Raw genomic sequence first — 17,038 nt, 5'->3', positions numbered from 1 at the left:
TAATCTCTACTCTCTTAAAGGATTTTCGAGTTCCTCCTACACGCGCGTATCTTTTTATATTATTTAATTTGCTCTTGATTTCTCCTCAAATTTGATACTCTTGCCAGCCCCCTTTACCTTCTTATTCCCAAAAGAATAATTGAGGCTTAAATTGAATCTTCGTTGATCAAAGTAATTGTAAAATTCATTACGATAACCTGCATTATATGAATATCCTTCACTTGTCAATGTTCTGAAAAGGTCACTTACCGTTGCGCTGATATTCAACTTCCTGTCAAGCAGTGACGTTTTGATGCCAGGAGAAAAGTTCATTTGGGTTTTAATTTTTATGTTGGAATATACATAGGGCAGGTCATGCCAGAAATTCAATAACACAGACCATGTTTTTGCTTTGTTCAAATTGATCGTGTTATATATGGAATAAGAAAAAGAGGATATCCTGAGCCTTTCAGCCTCCAGAATAATGGGTTTGGTGGCCGTGTATGTTCCAGTCGCGCTCACTGATGTTTCCCATACATTGAAAAAAGTTTCATTATAACTTAATTGCAGTCCGGTTTTATTTTCATTATAGGCATTTTCAATCAAATTGGTATAAAAGCCATCAATAAGACGGGCAATATTTGAAAGTCCATCTTTGTTATACTGATTGTAAAGAGTTGCACTAAACTTGCTTTTTAAAGTATAAGTTAACTCGATGTTATCATTAAAAGAAGGGGATAACGAAGGTGTACCTGTGAAGTACATGTAGGGGTTTGTATACCATCTGAAAGGATTAAGAACCTGAAAACCTGGGCGTTCTATTCTTTTGGAGTAGCTAAGAGTAAACGTGTGAGCATCATTAGCCTTGTATCTGATATATGCTGTCGGAAATAGCCTCCCATATTCATCTTTAGCAATATCATTCAGTGACCCGGGCGTTGTACCATTAAGCTTGGTATATTCGTACCTCAGACCTGCTTTCGCAGACCATTTTTCATTGAAATCCTTTTGAATACTTAAATAGGCTGCATAGTTATGTTCTTTGTAATGAAAAACACTACTATTAACAGGTTCAATTATGTAATCAGATCCAATAAGATTGTAATATTCAACAGTAGACTTATTATCAAATGAAGTATATTTAATTCCAGTTTCAATATTGCCCCATTTGTAGGGAAGTGTAAGATCTGCCTGTCCTGAATAGATATTATATTCCATATGACTGCTATTCCGGACATTAGATTCATTACTTGTAAAATTATTCAATGTATTGAAATCGTTTACTTTATCGGGAGCATTGCTGAGGTAATTTGCTGTTATACTAAGTTTTTTCCCCAGCGTGTCTAGTTTAAAATCATAATACGTATTAAGGGTATGAGTTGGAGTTCTCCATCTTTGCTGCTGAACTGTACTGAGTGTCGAGTCTATAGCTCCATGATATTGATAGGTACTCGCTCCATTAGCATCCATATTGTTATGACTTTTATTGAAGTCATAAATGATGCCGATATTTTGTTTTTCATTTATCTTATAATCCAGGCTATAATTAAGACCTATTGCATTTGGGTGGTCTTTCCTTGTCTCGCTGGTATAGATACTGTTATCCGTACCTATCAGGTTACGTGTTCCTGTCGGCTTATAGGATTGATCGTATTGACGGAGTTTAAGGGAAGTACTTATCTTTTTCGATTGATAATTGAGTGTACTGCCAAAACCAAATCCATAATAACTTGTTTTTTGATAAAATCCATTTACATTTCCACTCCAACCGAGATTTGGATTTTTCTTTAATATGATGTTTATCAATCCGCTATTACCCTGAGCTTCATATTTTGAAGGAGGAGTAGTAATTACCTCTATTTTAGCTATATCATCTGAACGAAGCGATTGTAGATATGCCGTTAATTCACTCTGTGAAAGATTAAGCATCCGCTCATTGATCATTACCAACACATTGCCCTTTCCCACAATGGATATATTTTCATTTTGAATCCTGATTAATGGGGTATTTCTTAAAGCATCAATTCCACTCATCCCCTGTGAAGCAATGGAATTCTCAACATTGAAAACCAATCTATCCACTTTGCGCTCAATCATTTTCTTACCTGCTGTAATCTGTACCCCATCCAACTGAACAAACTCGTCAATTTGCAGTTTACCTAAATCAGTGTCAGCATTTAAATGAATTGTTCTTTTAATAAATTCATTCTTAAATTGTTCAATTAATAAGATGTAATTACCTTGTTCTACTTTAAAAGAAAATGACCCAAATTTATCAGTTACTGATTTTTTTACCGGAATTGTGTCATTTATCAGTAAGCTAACTTTAAGGAATTCAACAGGTAAGTTGCTTTTATTAAGTATGTTCCCTTTTAATATATACTGATGTTGTGCATAAGCAAAATCACACCATAAAGTGAGGACAATTATAAATAAATATATTTTATTTGCCGTTTTCATACTTATTTGGTAATAACTTTATCTGCATAGAGAAATGTTTCTATTTATTCAATATTACAATTTTTTTTTGATTAATTATGAGATAAGTAAAAAAAATGAAAATTATTATCATTTATCATTAACAGACTGATTTATATTAATAATTTTATTTTTTTTATGGGTTTAATTTCAATTATTTTCATGATTCATTGAAATTTATTTTCAATATTATATATTTTTATTAATCAATAATTCATATTAAAAAAAATAGAAATCCATCAATATAATTTGAAAAGATATTGGATAAATAATGTGATCAAGAAAGTCCAGTTGGGATATCTCGCAAAAGGGATTAGCTCAGTACTCTCGCTGATCCCTCTGGGGGGAGGCTTCAGTCAAAAATGCTTTTCGCTGCGCTCAATGGCAATTTTTTGTTTTTAATCTGGCCTTTGAGCTGAAGGGCTCAGGCCTGTTTAAAACAAAAAATGCCACCCGAAATGGGTAGCATTTTTGTTTGGCGGAGAGTGGGGGATTCGAACCCGCGGACCCTTTGACAAGTCAACAGTTTTCAAGACTGCCGCAATCGACCACTCTGCCAACTCTCCGCGACAAAAGTACAAATAATGTTCATTTCTGCAAACAATGGCCTGGGTTAATTGTTTAACAACCTCATTATGAATTATAAAAAATGCAATTAGCGCTTTAAAAACCTACTTTTTAATGAATTTAAAGGCTCCAGAGTTCATGCAATACCGTAATCCGCCTTTATCTTTTGGCCCGTCATCGAATACATGACCAAGATGAAGGCCCGTTTTTGCTTCTACAATCTCGTCTCTGGACATTCCAAAGGAGTTATCACTGACCACTTCCACGGCTTTATTATTAATGGGTTTCGTGAAGCTTGGCCACCCTGTTCCTGAGTCATATTTATCATCGGAGCTGAATAAGGGTTCACCTGTCGCGGCACTCACATAAATTCCTTTTTCGTGGTTATTATAGTAAGCGTTGTGGTATGGTCTTTCTGTTCCTCTTTCTACCATGATCTGATAGGCGGTAGGGCTAAGTACCTTTTTCCACTCTGTATCTGTTTTAGTAAGGGGATATTTTTTCTGATGAGTACCATTTCCTGGCTGCTGCCCGCATGCGGTTAAAAACATCAGGACAATTATTGTTATACTTGCTATCTGTTTCATAACTTCTGTATTTATTATCTTTATAAACGTTAGCGAAGTATCCATGGATTTTTAATCACCTATTATGATGTTATCCTTACAAATTTAACTCTGGCCAGATTGTTTGAATTTTGCAATTAACGGTTTGAATAGCGCAATTTCTCTTAAACCATATCACACTATCTTTGTAAAGAAAATTGCTTAAATTCATATGATGGATAAGACACAAACATTAGAACACTTTTATCAGCAAAAGTTTAATAGTGTTCCCCAGACCTTACAGAATGGTGTAGGGCATTTTAATGTTTTTCGTATTGAAGATTGTCATGGGCCAGGTGCTACTCCTGTCACCTACAGCCGCAGGGATTTCTATAAAGTGAGCCTGGTACGTGGAGAGTATTTGTATCACTATGCAGATAAAAGTTTGGTAGTTAAGGGCACGACCTTAATATTTTTTAATCCTAATGTTCCTTATACTGTACAGGCACTTTCTGAAAGTACTACTGGCTACTTCTGCATCTTTACAGAATCTTTTTTTACAGAGAAAATCCGTGGGAGCCTGAATGAATTGCCGATGTTTAGTATAGGAGGGAAGCCGGCTTATTTTTTAAGTGATACGCAAGAACAATTTGTTGCTGGCATCTTTGAGAAAATGCTGGAAGAAATAAATTCCGATTATGTATTTAAATATGATCTGCTGCGTAATTATGTGACAGAATTAACGCATTACGCATTAAAATCTGAGCCTTCCGAAAGTCTGTACCAACATCCAAATGCGCAGTCCAGGATCACTGCTGTATTTACGGAGTTACTAGAGCGCCAGTTTCCAATTGAAACGCCTTCTCAGAGATTTGCACTTCGCTCTGCCAAAGATTTCGCGGAGAAGCTGGCAGTCCATGTAAATCACTTAAACAGGTCTATTAAGGTGACTACTGGTAAAACAACCACAGACCTGATTTCTGAGCGTGTGCTAACAGAAGCAAAGTCTTTATTAAAACACACCGATTGGAACATTTCTGAAATTGGCTACTGTCTCGGCTTTGAGGAAGCAGCTCATTTCAACAATTTCTTTAAAAAGCAGACAGCCTTTACTCCGGGACATTTTAGAAATGTTTGATTTTAACAGTTTCTAAAATCGAATAAAACATAAAAAGCCTGAACATATTAAATGTTCAGGCTTTTTAAATAAAATAAATAATGGCCTAATCCATGGCGGGTATACCCATTTGTGCCCATTCTTCTTTAGCCGGACCGTATACACCTGGAACTGGCAAATCTACCATACGCATCACTATTGTCATTTGAGCACGGTGATGTGTCTGATGCGCAACAAATACAGATAGTACCTGTCCTTTAGTCCAAACCTGGCCATACATATCTACCTTATCTCCTAAAGTAGAGTCTGTCCATTTTGACTTCACTCTTTTGAGTAACAGGGTATTGTATTCCTGGTATACATTAATAATTTCTTCAAAGCTTTCTGGTATTGGTAGTCCATCCAGCAAATTTTCTGTCATCAAGCCAGCATGTAATCCCATTTCAGGAATAGTCTGGGTAATATGCCAGGCTAATCTGTCTAATGCTCTTACATTCTCGTGGATTTTGATGGATTTAGTTTCATCCGTAATGTTGCGGAATATCTGAAGGGTACTATTCTCTTCATTTTTCCAGTCATTTTCGAAATCTTCAATACTACGGTACATAGGGGTAAGGATTTAATTAGTGTCTTTCAAATTGTTTAATGGGGGTAAAGCCCAGTAAATATGGCATAAGTTTTAGGTGGTAACAATATAGGAATATTTGCAATTATCGTCTGCAAAACAGGAATATTTAAAAATATTACAAATTATTTTATCAATTTATTTGTATCAAGTCTAAATAATGTGAATCTTTGTGTTATAATCATAAATGTGAATGCAAAACGTAGCCGTAGCACCTTCAGTTGAATTATTAGAAGTATTCCAAACCAGGAATGGATCTGTATCTCAGTCGGATTCTCAAAAATGCTGGTACGTAAATTTCGCAGGTCATAACAATCGTTTCGATTACCGTTCGATTATGAAGCTTAGAAAAGCCATTTATGGTATCGATATCGAAGCTTTACTGCTAAGTTCTGATAAGGCTCCTGATTTGGAAATTGTTTTTATCTGTGCTTGTGATCATTGCTATGTATTAACTTTACTGGAAATTATCGCCTTCAAAGAATTAATCGAAGGTACGTTTGTAATGTTAGAGCTTAATCGCATCCTCCACGATAGGGTATATAGTCTAACTGCTTAAGCTTCTTTAGACTTAGAATCTTTCCATATTTCTTTTAAATGCTTTAAAATTGATTTATAGCACTACTTTTGTCATACGATATAGGTAATAATTAATTTATAATCATATGAAAGACATCATCCGCGTTAAGTGTTTGCTTTCTACTGAAGTAGAAAAACTCTTAAATCAACAAATAAAAAAAGAAGCTCAATCTTCATCAGCATATTTAGCAATGGCATCTTGGTGTAACCAACATGGCTACGATTTCTCTTCTGACTACTTTTTCAAACAGTCGGACGAAGAAAGACAACATCAGCTTAAAATCTATAAATATGTTTTAGATATGGGCGGTACTGCAATTTCTCCTGAAGTATCAAACATCAAACTTGAATACAACTCTTTCAGAGAAGTTTTTGAAGAAGCTTTAGATCAGGAAATCAGCGTAACTCAATCTTTGAAAAATATCGCAGCTAACTGCCATAAAGAACAAGATTACATCACTGTTGAATTCTTAAACTGGTTCTTCAAAGAACAACGTGAAGAAGAATACAAAGCTAGACGTGCTCTTGAATTGTTCGATGTTATCGGAGAAGAAGGTACTGGCAGATGGCAGATCGACAAACATGTTGGTGGCATTGTTTATGACAGCGAAGCATAGTCTGAATTAAACACTAAAACATATAAAACCGGTTATCATGAGGATAACCGGTTTTTTTATGCCCTAAAATCAATACTTAAATGTGTTTCCTATTTCATAGCTTAGTGTAATATCTACATCTATTAATCCATTAATCCTATGAAAATGAACAGAACTAAATCCTGGCTGATTTGTCTCGGCCTGGTACCACTCACAGCATTTATGATCCAGTGTAAAAAAAATGTGGCTGCTGACGGTGCAAGTGGCACAGCCAGTAACCCAAGTTTAAACGGGGCACAGGTAATTGCGTTTGTACATCCTGCACTGCTGAATACTCAAGCTAGTCTTGACTTGATTGCCTCACAAACCAATGGTGGTGATGCTGATCGCACTGCGGCATATCAAAAAGTGACTGATTTTATCAACAGTCATAAATATCCGACATCCTTCCCGGCAACCGTTGTGGTGGGCTCAAACGGAGCAACATCTCCTTCAAAAAATCAAATTAGAAGCGATTCTGAACTCGCTTATGCGACTGCTTTACGTTGGGCTAAGACAGGAAATGCAACTTATGCTACACAAACTATTGCTATTTTAAACGGTTGGGCCAAAAATTTCAAAGACTATGCTTTACTGGACGGGGATACAAATGCTAACCAGCCAGATCTGGAAGCTTCCTGGACAACGCCTACTTTCGTTGCTGCTGCAGAAATTATCAGGTATTATAAAGTAAATGGACAATCAGCTGGTTGGTCTGACGCCGATATAAACCAGTTTTCTGCATTTCTGACCCTTGTTAAAGACAATTACATCAATAAGATCCCTAAATATAATAACAACTGGGATGCTTCTGCCGGATATGCTAAAATGGCTATTGGGGTTTTCTTAAACAGTACAACAGTCTATCAGAATGGATATGATTTTGTTAAAACTTATCTTCCTGTTGTGATTAATCCAGACGGTACTTTACTTGAGCTTTGTGATAGAAAAGATTGTGTACATTACCAATATTCTCTAACTGCCTTTGCTTATGCAGCTGAAATTGCAAGGCTTCAGGGAGATAATTCTCTTTGGACGATGAACTCAAACCTGATTAGCAAAGGCTATGATTTTATGAGAAAAGCTTATGACCGTACTACAGGCTGTAATTATTGCACCGTGAATAGCCCAGTGTTTCCAGGTACTGAAGTGGCTTACAATTATTATAAAACAGCAAATCTTAAAACTTTAAGAGAACTGCAGCCGCCTCTTGGTGTGCCGAATGACAATACCTTTTTAGGCTTTACTACCTATACTCATTTCGGAGTTACAGGGCTTTAAATTATTAATCGGGAGCTGAATAGCGCATTAACTATCTAGCTCCTGATTTATTTAAGCGATCAGATCTCTTAAATCCACTTAGATAATCCATTGCATTACTGTAGATCCGATCAAACCGACAATCCCCTTTAAATTTTGTGTTTGCTTTTCTGATGAACTTTTCGAGTCTATAGTAATCACTGCCGAAATCAACTTTATCGTTAACAATTACAAAGGAAACCGGGTTGGTTACCGTATCTGCGTAATTGATATAATTCTGATTATATTCCTGATACAGGGAAGATAAAGTAGTGCTATCATTTATTCTGGCCGATTGAACAATCTTTTCTTGTATCACAGCTTGTTGATGCTGAAAATTAATCAGACTATTTGTAGCCGGAGAGCCTTTCACCTGGTAAGTTCTTGCAAAAAAGTCTGTAAGAATTGTTTTATTTCCTTTATCATTAATGAAGAATACACTGAAATCATTGAACGTTGAACTCAGGGCATAAATCTGTTGTGTTGCAGAATAAATAGGAAAGGTAATTTCTTTGCCGTTTTCCAGAACAGTGATTGAATCTATCTTTTTGTATTCACCATCTATGGTTACGGTATTCAAATAGATCTTTTCGCCTATACCAATTTTTGGATATATTGATATTTTTTGGCCTCCGTTGGAACATCCGGAGGCCAAAAAATAGAGAGCTATTAATATAGAAATTATTGTTTTACCCATTTTTCATAAACTTGACGGCTCCAGCTTGACTGACCAGTACCACCTGAACCTATATATCCATAAGCCAGGTAAAATGTATTTTTCGAAGCATCATAAGAATTAGTATAGGTCGATGCTACCCATTGGCCCTGTCCCGGCTGATCTGCACTAGCCGGATTATTGCCCCAGCTTGAACTGGCTTCAGGATGATCTGCGGTCAAAAATCCAGAGTTTAAACCTGCAGGAGTTGCACCTGATGCTTTATACCCAGTTAGCTTTGAACCGTCAACAGTGAATTCTATAGCGTAATTTGAACTCCCTAAGTCTCCCAGTGCAGCGGATACACTTTGTTTGCCTGTTGTAGCTAGTTTTTTTACCAGGTTCAATGCTCTGCCAGCAGTAGGATGGAAGAACCACCCTGTAACTTTATAATCACCTTCATACGCGTTTTTAGCAACTACGCGATAGATTCCTGTGCTATAATTACCACTAACTACTCCGGCTGATGCAGTTCTTATGGTAACTCCCAACGCATACGATTTTGTAAAATCAAATTGACTCGTTTTTAGTTTGATCAGAAAAATTCCAATCTTAGTGCCCTTTGGTATAATTACATTGTTTGAAGTAACTGTATAAAGAGTTGCTGGAAGTGGCGTATAAGCGGTTTTTAAAGAGGTGTTATATTCCGTTACTGCATTGTTATTAATTTCAGTAGTGACTGTTACATCATTAGGAGTTCCATTTACGCCTGTATAATTGATCGTTATAGGGAAGTCAATTTCATCCTGCGCGGCAAAAGAAACCGTGGCAATTGAATAAATAGTTGAAGTTGTTCTTGCTGGCAAAGTCAGTTCAACTATTCCGCTGGAACCATTATCCTTAAACACACCTTCTTCTTTAGTGCAAGAAGATAGCATAACTGTGGCCAAAATCAACAGGCTTGTGTATTTGATTAAATATCTTTTCATTTTTTTATGTTTAAATAAGTTTATTAATTAAGATCCCAGAAAATCGGATTGGAAAATGCATTATTAATAACTGGAGTATTCGGATTCAGATTATATTCCGTTTGTGGATAAACGTCACGTACTGGCAATTTATCTGGTCTTGGAGACGCAGAGGAAATAGAAACAAATGTAGTTGTAGGAGAACCATTTGCCTGTATTTTAGGGTAGGTAGTTCTTCTGAAATCAGACCAGGATTCAAAGCCATTAATCGTATTGGAAGCGATATATTTCTGCGTAATAATTGCTTCCAGACGTTGCTCTTTACTGGATGCGAGATCATAATTGACCAGGTAATTGTTCTGATTTGCAAGTTGATATGCTTTTAAGTCAGTCGAAGGATTTTGTCCGTTTTCGATTGCATTATTTGCATTTGTTTCCAGATATTGATAGGAAGCCAATATTCCTTTGTCAAAGTTCGATTTGGCATCGCCTGATAAAACATGACCGTTTAATGCCGCTTCTGCCAGTAGAAAATAAATATCTGAGGCGAGAAAAACCGGCATGCCGAATGCACGGCCTTTCAGTACGCCAATTGTATTTGTTGCCGTTAAACCTGTACCAGTTCCTGTATACCATGCAGAATAAGTTGGAATTGCATTTGGGTTGTTTCTTTCGTCTCCAAGTTGTCCGGTTGGTGTGGCAGGAAAGTTCCTGTAAATCAACGATCCTCTTTTAGGATCGGTCAGTAATGGCCCATTATAAAAGGTATAGATATATTTAGAAGGAATATAATAAGTAGCTATACTGGTGGCTTCACCTGTTACTGAACTATGGTAAGAATTCCAGAAAGGGTTTTGTTTGGAAGACGCATTATAACCAGGGTTAACTATTGCATTTTCCAGCAAGAAACCTTCTGTAGAAAAGGTTGTGTAAGCTGCAGTGACAAAACTGCCTATGGATGAACCATCTGCACGAACCAGCAAACGAAGTTTAATATTATTAGCGAACTGTATCCATTTGGTTAAGTTCCCACCAAATAATACATCAGAACCGCCATTAAGCTCTGTAACAGTTGTTCCAGCATTAGGCGCATTCGTTTTAATTTTAGCGATGGCCTCATCTAGTTCTTTAACAAGGCTCTGATAAACAGTTGCAGCAGGATCGAATTTTGGGGATACATTTTCGGCTCCTGATAAGCCTTCGGTATAAGGGACATCTCCATAAGCGTCTACCAATCTTTGATAGTTAAACACTTTACCAATATGCGCTATAGCATTAAATAACGCAAGTTGAGGATCGTTCTGAGATTTAGAAATAATATATTGATAGTCTTTAAGATTCGTAAATACATTATCCCACAAGGCAGTATTCGAGGAAGAAGTAAAGTTGTAAGAATATATATCGTTAAAACCACTTACGCCTCTGCCTGGTAAATGATAACCAATCAAAATAGAGGCATAATTGTTATAGGTGAGCGTATTAGCAGCCGTTACAGTAATTGCATTAGGTAATATTAGTGCAGGCTGTATGTTAGAGCCAGTCGCACTGTTTGGGTTATTATTGATGTCAAGATCTTTTTTGCAAGCGCTGAGTAAGCTTAACAGGATCAGCAGGGTAAATATGTTGAGATATTTTTTCATGGTCTGTGGTTAAAGGGTTACGGATAGTGTGGCTCCAAAATATCTGGTAGGAGGGGTTTGATCCAGCGTGGATACACCAACTGCGTTATTGTTATTTGCACTGTAATCCGGATCTGTATATTCATTTGATTTTGGAACCCATAACAGCAGGTTACGGCCCTGAACACTTATAGTCACTGCTTTTACAGCTTTCATATTAGTCAAAAGACTTTTAGGCAAATTATAAGCTAAAGATACTTCTCTCCATTTCCAGTAATTTCCTGAATACACGTAATTACTTGATATACTTCTATTTGGAGCTCCACTGGTCCAGAAAGCTGTTCCTCCATCAGATGTAGTTATACTATTATTGGCGACATATTTACCAGTTGCAGGGTCAAGATAGGAGGAGTTTGGAAACACAAAACGTTCTCTGTTATAATATGCGCTTCTGGCAGATGCTCCGGCGAAATCCAGGTTATTACCTAATGATATTGCCGCTACTTTATAACCGCCTCTGTATTCAAAGAGTGAGGTTAAAGTAAAGTCTTTCCAGGAAACCTGAAGATCAAGTCCCAAGCGGTATTTTGGAGAAGTATTGCCCAGATTTTGAGTTGTAGGTGCTTTACCAGGATATCCTGTATTTGGATCAACGATAACACGGCCCTGGTCATCACGCAGATAATCAGTTACAATAATCGAATTGACTTGCTGGCCTTCGACCGCATAAATTACACTGCTTTTATTGATACTAATTGTTTTTAGGGTAGGATGCAGGGACTTCAGGAGGTTTTTATTGCTGGTAAAATTACCACCGACAACCAGTTTCCAGTCTTGTGTTCTGATTGGGGTGAAATGTAAGGTGGCTTCAAGACCTTTATTGGTAACTTCTCCTGTATTGATCAGGTAACTTGAAAAACCAGTAGAAATTGGAATACCTGCATAGATAGCCTGACCTTTAGTACTGGTATAGTAATAGCTTAAACTTGCATCTACACGATTGTCTAAAAGTCTGAAATCTGTTCCCAGCTCATAACCTGTAGTTGTTTCTGGTTTAAGGTCTTTAGACGCCAGTGTCCCATTTTGTGTAAAATAAGTACCATTAGAAAAGCCTGTTACTGAATCGAAAACAGGATCAAGAGCGTAAGGGTCTATATTGACTAATCCGGTTTTAGATACGGCACCTCTGATTTTAAGGTAATCAACAATTTTATTTTCTTTTAATTCGGGGAAAGCATCTGATACGACAAATGATAAATCAGCTGAAGGATAAAAAAACGACCTGTTATCTTTATTTAGTAACGAAGTCCAGTCATTTCTGCCACTTAAATGCAGATATAAATAGTTCTTGTAGCCCAGGGTCGCATCTGCCCAAAGTCCATATAGTTTACTTTTAGTATTCGATTCCGAAGGGATATCTACACCTGTGCGGTTACCGATGTTATACAAATCCGGAATCACCAATCCATTACCAATTAACCCAATGTCTTTAGAAGTCTTGTTCACTGAAGAAGCGCCTAATATTAAATTCAGCGAGAAATCTTTGACATCTTTTTTAATATTCACCAGGAAATCGTTGCTGAATCTTGAAGTCTGATCAGCATCATCACCTACAGAACCGGCAAAGTTTGTTTTACCTAAAGACTGAGAATAACTACTGTAAATACCTATCGCAGAATGCGACTTCTGTGTAAAGTACCTGTTTGATAAACCCGCACGATAAGTGAAGTTAAGCCATTGAAGTGGAGCCCAATTTAATTCTACTTTTCCTGTAAGATATGCGTTCTTTGATTTTTGACGTTGATTTGCAGCATCCCAATAAGGATTCAAATAAAAAGGGCTGTAAAAACCATCTAATGATGCATATTTATCATTTTGCCAATCTTTATAATTTAGTATAGGAATATTTGCCGGAACATTTACTAAATCAGCATAAACTGTGGCTGTTGCACTGGTAATATCATAATTGTTTTCTACATAATTGCTGGAATAACTTACGGTCAGGTTTGGAAGAATTTTTCGCGTTCCGTTAACTCTAAGAGAGAGCCTGTTAAATTTATCACCTGGCGTTGTTCCTGTGCCTTTCAAATACTGTCCGGCAAGATAGGTAGTAGATTTGCTATCTCCAGAAGATGCTGAGAAATCTGATTGATTGGTCACGCCTGTCTGCCAGAAATCTCTCCGGTCTGATCTTGCAGAATAAATAGCCTGTTGTTGTTCACCATTTGCCAATGGGAAACCTAATGGTTTTAAGCTTCCATCAAATGCAGGGCCGTATTGTTGATTCTCTGTAGGACTGAAAATTTGCCCGTCGGCAGTAGACCCGGCACCAAACCTGGTTTGAAGTTTAGGGTAGAAACTTACTTGTTCCAAAGTAGTTGTATTAGAGAAACGGATAATTGGTTTTCCTTCTTTACCTTTTTTAGTGGTCACAAGCAGCACTCCGTTAGAGGCTTCTGAACCATACAATGTAGCGCCGGCAGCACCATTTAAGACAGAAATTTCTTCTACATCTTCTGGATTGATATTGCCTAATATAGAACTGGGTACCACGACATTATCTACAACTACCAAAGCCGTATTGTCTCCTGTGAGTGAGCGGTTACCTCTTAAAACAAGCCTGTAGTTAGGGTTAACTCCGCTGGTAATTGCGTTTGCTTGTAACCCGGCAACTTTTCCGACCAGACCGCCTGCAATGGTAGGGGACTTACCCGCAGTCAGCTCTTCGCTGTTTATCCTTGTCGCAGTATACCCTTGTTCTTTGGGTTTACGAAGGATACCCCCAGCAGAAACAACAACTTCATTCAGATTGTTATCATCTGGTTTAAGGCTTACATCAGCAGTACTTTTTCCATTTAGTTTGAATTCGTGTTTCTGGAAACCTATAAAACTGATGAGCAGTATATCATCTGGTCCAGGGTTTTTAATAATAAATGAAAACTTTCCATCTGCACTAGTTACAGCACCCAGACCTGTGTTTTTTAGTTTGATACTTACGCCTGGTAATGGCAATCCATCTTCTTTAGAAGTTATTGTACCGGTTATTTTTCTTTCTTGTTGTGCTTGAGCAATATTTGATATTACAATTACGGACAGAAATATAAAGAGTTTGAGTAAATTCTTTCTCATTGCATAGTTTTAATAAAGTTTGGGGTATAGTCGTTCAGGTCAGTTTAGAAGACTAAATGACTGGGTTAATAAATCGGGAAATGTGCAGGTGCTAATTCAACTCCAAACAGTTATAAAGAGGACATGTTCTGATGAAAAGAATTTCCAGGGATATACAATTCTGAGTACAATAAGGTGTCAGGCAGGTAGTCGTAATTTTCATTATATTTGTTTGAGTGGTTTAAAACATTAATTCGCATTTGTGTTCGATGACCGTTATAACTCAATAAGGGGCGGGCTCTAACCGCTCCTTATTTTTTACGGTATTTTTTTGAAATTTTAAGAATTGTAATTTATTGCATAATGCTCCTTTCCTAAAAGAATTTATTTGTTAAACGTTAATTTTATTCTTCTCTCTATAAAGCCAATATGGTTTTATAGCTGAATCAGGAAGGGATGAATGCTTCATTGAATTGAATACTTCATACTTATCTTTATCACTTGTGTAATAAGGAATTAGCACCTTGTAAGAAACAGGTTGCTAAGACATCGATGGGCCTTTCCCTCCGTCTTTCTTGATAAGAATTATAATAATAAGAACTGCTTATAAAGCAAAAGTAGTCATAAATAATAAAAACTACTAATCTGGTATACTATTATTTTTAAATGGTCGTTATCTCTGTTTTTCTGTATAATCATTGTGTATTTATACAGAAAAACAGGAATATGCTATTTTGATTTTGCATCAAGTATCTCTGCAAGTTTCTTCTGAAGATCTTCTTCTCTTAAACCTTTAGCTATAATTTTTCCAGAAGGGTCAATCAGAAAATTAGCAGGTATCGATCTGATACCATAAAGTTTTGCTACTGCGTTATCCCAGAATTTTAAATCTGAAACATGAGTCCAGGTTAGCTTATCATCTTCGATTGCTTTTAACCAGGCTTCTTTTTTACCAGGCTGATCTAAGGAAACTCCTAATACTGTAAATCCTTTATCTTTATACTTATTATAGGCAACAACTACATTTGGATTCTCTCTTCTGCAGGGACCGCACCAGGAAGCCCAGAAGTCAACCAAAACATATTTTCCTTTAAAGTCAGCTAATTTTACAGGTTTATCATTTACATCATTCTGCGTAAAATCCAAGGCTTGCTGACCAATTTTCGTCTTTTTTGCAGCTTCAAAGAAACCTGCAATACTTTTCCCTGTACTGGTTTCACGAACTTTTGGTGAAAGCCCATTGTAAAGCTGTTCTGCTTCTGATTGTACTTTATCGTCTGTGGCTAATTGAGATAAGACAACGAGACTTACATAAGATGATGGGTTTTTACGGACGAAGTCCAGATAAATCGGGGTCAGGCCTTCTGAGATTTTATCATAACGATCAGAGAAATTTTCCACGAACGCTTTATCATTTTTTTGTTCTGGAGTGAACTTTGAATATTCTTCATTAAGTGTGTTCAGCTGATCCTGAATAGATTTAGAGTTTGCTTTTAGTTTACTGTTATCAGCATTGACTAAAGAACCACTCACAATAGCGTGTTTAAGAGAGTCTGCAGAAGTTACTTTAATATTTGCAGGCTCTATATAGAATGATAAGGCATCGCTTTTGGTTCCTTTAGTGGGAGACTTTTTATATAAGACACTTCTTACCGGATCTTTAATTTTGCCAGTGAAGGTAAAAACACCTTTCCCTGCAATTGCAGAATCCAGTATACTTTTTCCATCCGAATTATAAGACAGGAAAATTTTATCTCCTGGTAATAGTCCTTTTATTTCTCCCTTAATGCTGAATGGTTCCTGGGCAAATAAGGCGAATGGGAGCAGGGCTCCGGCGAGCAGTGTAGAAGTTTTTTTCATTTATGGTTGGTTTAACAGGATTAGTTCACAAAGATAAATAAAACACTACTATTTTAGTATACTTTATTTATAATAATATTTTTTACTCATTTATTGGGATCAAGTCATCAACTTGTGGATCAGGGATTAAATTTCAAGTTTTGGGTTTGATATTTTTTGAGTTCAAAGCTGCTGGTTACGATTTTTTAATAAGCTAATTGCTTCCTGATTTTATAGTTCAATTTATCCTTATTAAACGCTCCTGATTACTTTGATAAGAGATCGGTCAACCCTTCAGCGGAATTCTCAGGGGGAGGAAAGATCCTGATTTTTCCAGGCTTGCTACTTTGACGAAAGTTCTCTGATGCCTTTCGGTTTCCCATTGATTTTTTCATTGTGCCCGGTACAGAACTTTTGAAACAACCTGTACTCCAAACTGCTGCTTTAAAAATGAAATCGTTCAGGATTCCCTTTGAAAATTTACCCGTTAAACTTCCCATAATAAATAAATGCCTTTCCACCAATGTAAGCCATTAGCGTTAAAGATTATCCTGATACGTAAAAAATGTCCGCAATTGTCCGCAGCTGTCTGCAATTGTCCGCAGTTGTCCGTGGGTTAGTCAAAGGGAAAATTATAATTCCATTAATCTTCATCCGGTTATGCTTTGGTTGTGCCTGAGTGGTGGTCGGTGTAAGACCAAGCTATAAACGGCCTTTAAGCATGGATACTCTAAGCCATTTCAACTAGTTGTTTTGACCTGGACCTGCCATGCTCTCGCGTTACTTTAGCACTGCTCTTACCCTAACGAGTACTCGGACAGTACTCAGGCAGTACTCAGGCAGTACCCGGCCGATATAACTTTATTATTTAGCTATTTTGAATTTATTTACGAACAGCACGGCCTTGTTTCCACTGAGTCATTCCCATGCAAATTGAAAGTTTTCAGCGCAACTTCCAGAGGCATAAGAGCATCCGTGATCGTAAAGACTTTCTGTTTAGCGTGTCAAATTTATGCTTAAAAAAG

Annotated in this window: 12 protein-coding genes, 1 tRNA gene and 1 riboswitch; of the genes, 4 read left to right on the top strand and 9 right to left on the bottom strand. The window is 36.9% G+C overall.

The window, feature by feature from the left end:
* Positions 1-63: 63 nt before the first annotated feature.
* The 3 genes from ABIB30_RS01105 to msrB all read right to left on the bottom strand — a co-directional run bounded on the left by ABIB30_RS01105 (position 64) and on the right by msrB (position 3,611).
* Positions 64-2,439: a TonB-dependent receptor domain-containing protein gene (locus tag ABIB30_RS01105; RefSeq protein WP_354298898.1), complete on the bottom strand. Its 2,376-nt coding sequence runs from the start codon at positions 2,437-2,439 to the stop codon at positions 64-66.
* Between the two features lie 494 nt (positions 2,440-2,933).
* A tRNA-Ser gene (locus ABIB30_RS01100) sits at positions 2,934-3,023 on the bottom strand.
* Between the two features lie 105 nt (positions 3,024-3,128).
* Positions 3,129-3,611, bottom strand: coding sequence for a peptide-methionine (R)-S-oxide reductase MsrB (gene msrB, locus ABIB30_RS01095; RefSeq protein ID WP_354298897.1), 483 nt, complete (start codon positions 3,609-3,611; stop codon positions 3,129-3,131).
* 190 nt (positions 3,612-3,801) lie between these two features.
* Here msrB and ABIB30_RS01090 point away from each other — a divergent pair, with 190 nt between their 5' ends.
* Positions 3,802-4,707 carry a helix-turn-helix domain-containing protein gene (locus ABIB30_RS01090; protein WP_354298896.1) on the top strand — a complete coding sequence of 302 codons (906 nt, stop codon included), beginning with the start codon at positions 3,802-3,804 and terminating at the stop codon, positions 4,705-4,707.
* Positions 4,708-4,792: 85 nt separating this feature from the next.
* Here the strand turns inward: ABIB30_RS01090 and ABIB30_RS01085 are convergent, their stop codons facing one another.
* The gene (locus ABIB30_RS01085; protein ID WP_354298895.1) at positions 4,793-5,293 is read right to left on the bottom strand and encodes a DinB family protein; all 501 of its coding nucleotides are present in this window, start codon (positions 5,291-5,293) and stop codon (positions 4,793-4,795) included.
* Between the two features lie 211 nt (positions 5,294-5,504).
* On the opposite strand from ABIB30_RS01085, the gene ABIB30_RS01080 reads away from it, so the two are divergent.
* From ABIB30_RS01080 to ABIB30_RS01070, 3 genes are all read left to right on the top strand, one after another.
* Complete coding sequence (locus ABIB30_RS01080; protein ID WP_111633874.1) at positions 5,505-5,870, top strand: hypothetical protein; 366 nt, start codon at positions 5,505-5,507, stop codon at positions 5,868-5,870.
* A gap of 106 nt (positions 5,871-5,976) precedes the next feature.
* Positions 5,977-6,507: a ferritin gene (locus ABIB30_RS01075; RefSeq protein ID WP_183869676.1), complete on the top strand. Its 531-nt coding sequence runs from the start codon at positions 5,977-5,979 to the stop codon at positions 6,505-6,507.
* Positions 6,508-6,651: 144 nt separating this feature from the next.
* The gene (locus tag ABIB30_RS01070) at positions 6,652-7,806 is read left to right on the top strand and encodes an alginate lyase family protein (RefSeq protein WP_354298893.1); all 1,155 of its coding nucleotides are present in this window, start codon (positions 6,652-6,654) and stop codon (positions 7,804-7,806) included.
* Between the two features lie 31 nt (positions 7,807-7,837).
* Here ABIB30_RS01070 and ABIB30_RS01065 read toward each other — a convergent pair whose 3' ends face one another.
* From ABIB30_RS01065 to ABIB30_RS01045, 5 genes are all read right to left on the bottom strand, one after another.
* The gene (locus ABIB30_RS01065) at positions 7,838-8,404 is read right to left on the bottom strand and encodes a hypothetical protein (RefSeq protein ID WP_354298892.1); all 567 of its coding nucleotides are present in this window, start codon (positions 8,402-8,404) and stop codon (positions 7,838-7,840) included.
* 101 nt (positions 8,405-8,505) lie between these two features.
* A complete protein-coding gene (locus ABIB30_RS01060; RefSeq protein ID WP_354298891.1) occupies positions 8,506-9,468 on the bottom strand; it encodes a DUF1735 domain-containing protein in 963 nt (320 codons plus the stop codon).
* 23 nt (positions 9,469-9,491) lie between these two features.
* The gene (locus ABIB30_RS01055) at positions 9,492-11,087 is read right to left on the bottom strand and encodes a SusD/RagB family nutrient-binding outer membrane lipoprotein (protein WP_354298890.1); all 1,596 of its coding nucleotides are present in this window, start codon (positions 11,085-11,087) and stop codon (positions 9,492-9,494) included.
* A 9-nt stretch (positions 11,088-11,096) separates the two neighbouring features.
* Entirely contained in the window at positions 11,097-14,195 is a 3,099-nt protein-coding gene (locus ABIB30_RS01050) for a SusC/RagA family TonB-linked outer membrane protein (protein WP_354298889.1), read from the bottom strand.
* A 464-nt stretch (positions 14,196-14,659) separates the two neighbouring features.
* A riboswitch (SAM riboswitch) is annotated at positions 14,660-14,759 on the bottom strand.
* A gap of 144 nt (positions 14,760-14,903) precedes the next feature.
* On the bottom strand, positions 14,904-16,034 hold the full coding sequence (locus tag ABIB30_RS01045) for a redoxin domain-containing protein (RefSeq protein WP_354298888.1): 1,131 nt from the start codon (positions 16,032-16,034) through the stop codon (positions 14,904-14,906).
* Positions 16,035-17,038 lie beyond the last annotated feature (1,004 nt).

The sequence above is a fragment of the Pedobacter sp. UYP1 genome, from assembly GCF_040547305.1.
Classification (GTDB): domain Bacteria; phylum Bacteroidota; class Bacteroidia; order Sphingobacteriales; family Sphingobacteriaceae; genus Pedobacter.
Note: the sequence above shows the minus strand (reverse complement) of the source record. Positions and strands in the feature narration are given on the sequence as shown.

Excerpts from the sequence above, each read along its gene's own strand:
- ABIB30_RS01105 (WP_354298898.1), bottom strand. The coding sequence starts at position 2,439 with ATGAAAACGGCAAATAAAATATATTTATTTATAATTGTCCTCACTTTA.
- msrB (WP_354298897.1), bottom strand. The coding sequence starts at position 3,611 with ATGAAACAGATAGCAAGTATAACAATAATTGTCCTGATGTTTTTAACC.
- ABIB30_RS01090 (WP_354298896.1), top strand. The coding sequence starts at position 3,802 with ATGATGGATAAGACACAAACATTAGAACACTTTTATCAGCAAAAGTTT.
- ABIB30_RS01085 (WP_354298895.1), bottom strand. The coding sequence starts at position 5,293 with ATGTACCGTAGTATTGAAGATTTCGAAAATGACTGGAAAAATGAAGAG.
- ABIB30_RS01080 (WP_111633874.1), top strand. The coding sequence starts at position 5,505 with ATGCAAAACGTAGCCGTAGCACCTTCAGTTGAATTATTAGAAGTATTC.
- ABIB30_RS01075 (WP_183869676.1), top strand. The coding sequence starts at position 5,977 with ATGAAAGACATCATCCGCGTTAAGTGTTTGCTTTCTACTGAAGTAGAA.
- ABIB30_RS01070 (WP_354298893.1), top strand. The coding sequence starts at position 6,652 with ATGAACAGAACTAAATCCTGGCTGATTTGTCTCGGCCTGGTACCACTC.
- ABIB30_RS01060 (WP_354298891.1), bottom strand. The coding sequence starts at position 9,468 with ATGAAAAGATATTTAATCAAATACACAAGCCTGTTGATTTTGGCCACA.
- ABIB30_RS01055 (WP_354298890.1), bottom strand. The coding sequence starts at position 11,087 with ATGAAAAAATATCTCAACATATTTACCCTGCTGATCCTGTTAAGCTTA.
- ABIB30_RS01050 (WP_354298889.1), bottom strand. The coding sequence starts at position 14,195 with ATGAGAAAGAATTTACTCAAACTCTTTATATTTCTGTCCGTAATTGTA.
- ABIB30_RS01045 (WP_354298888.1), bottom strand. The coding sequence starts at position 16,034 with ATGAAAAAAACTTCTACACTGCTCGCCGGAGCCCTGCTCCCATTCGCC.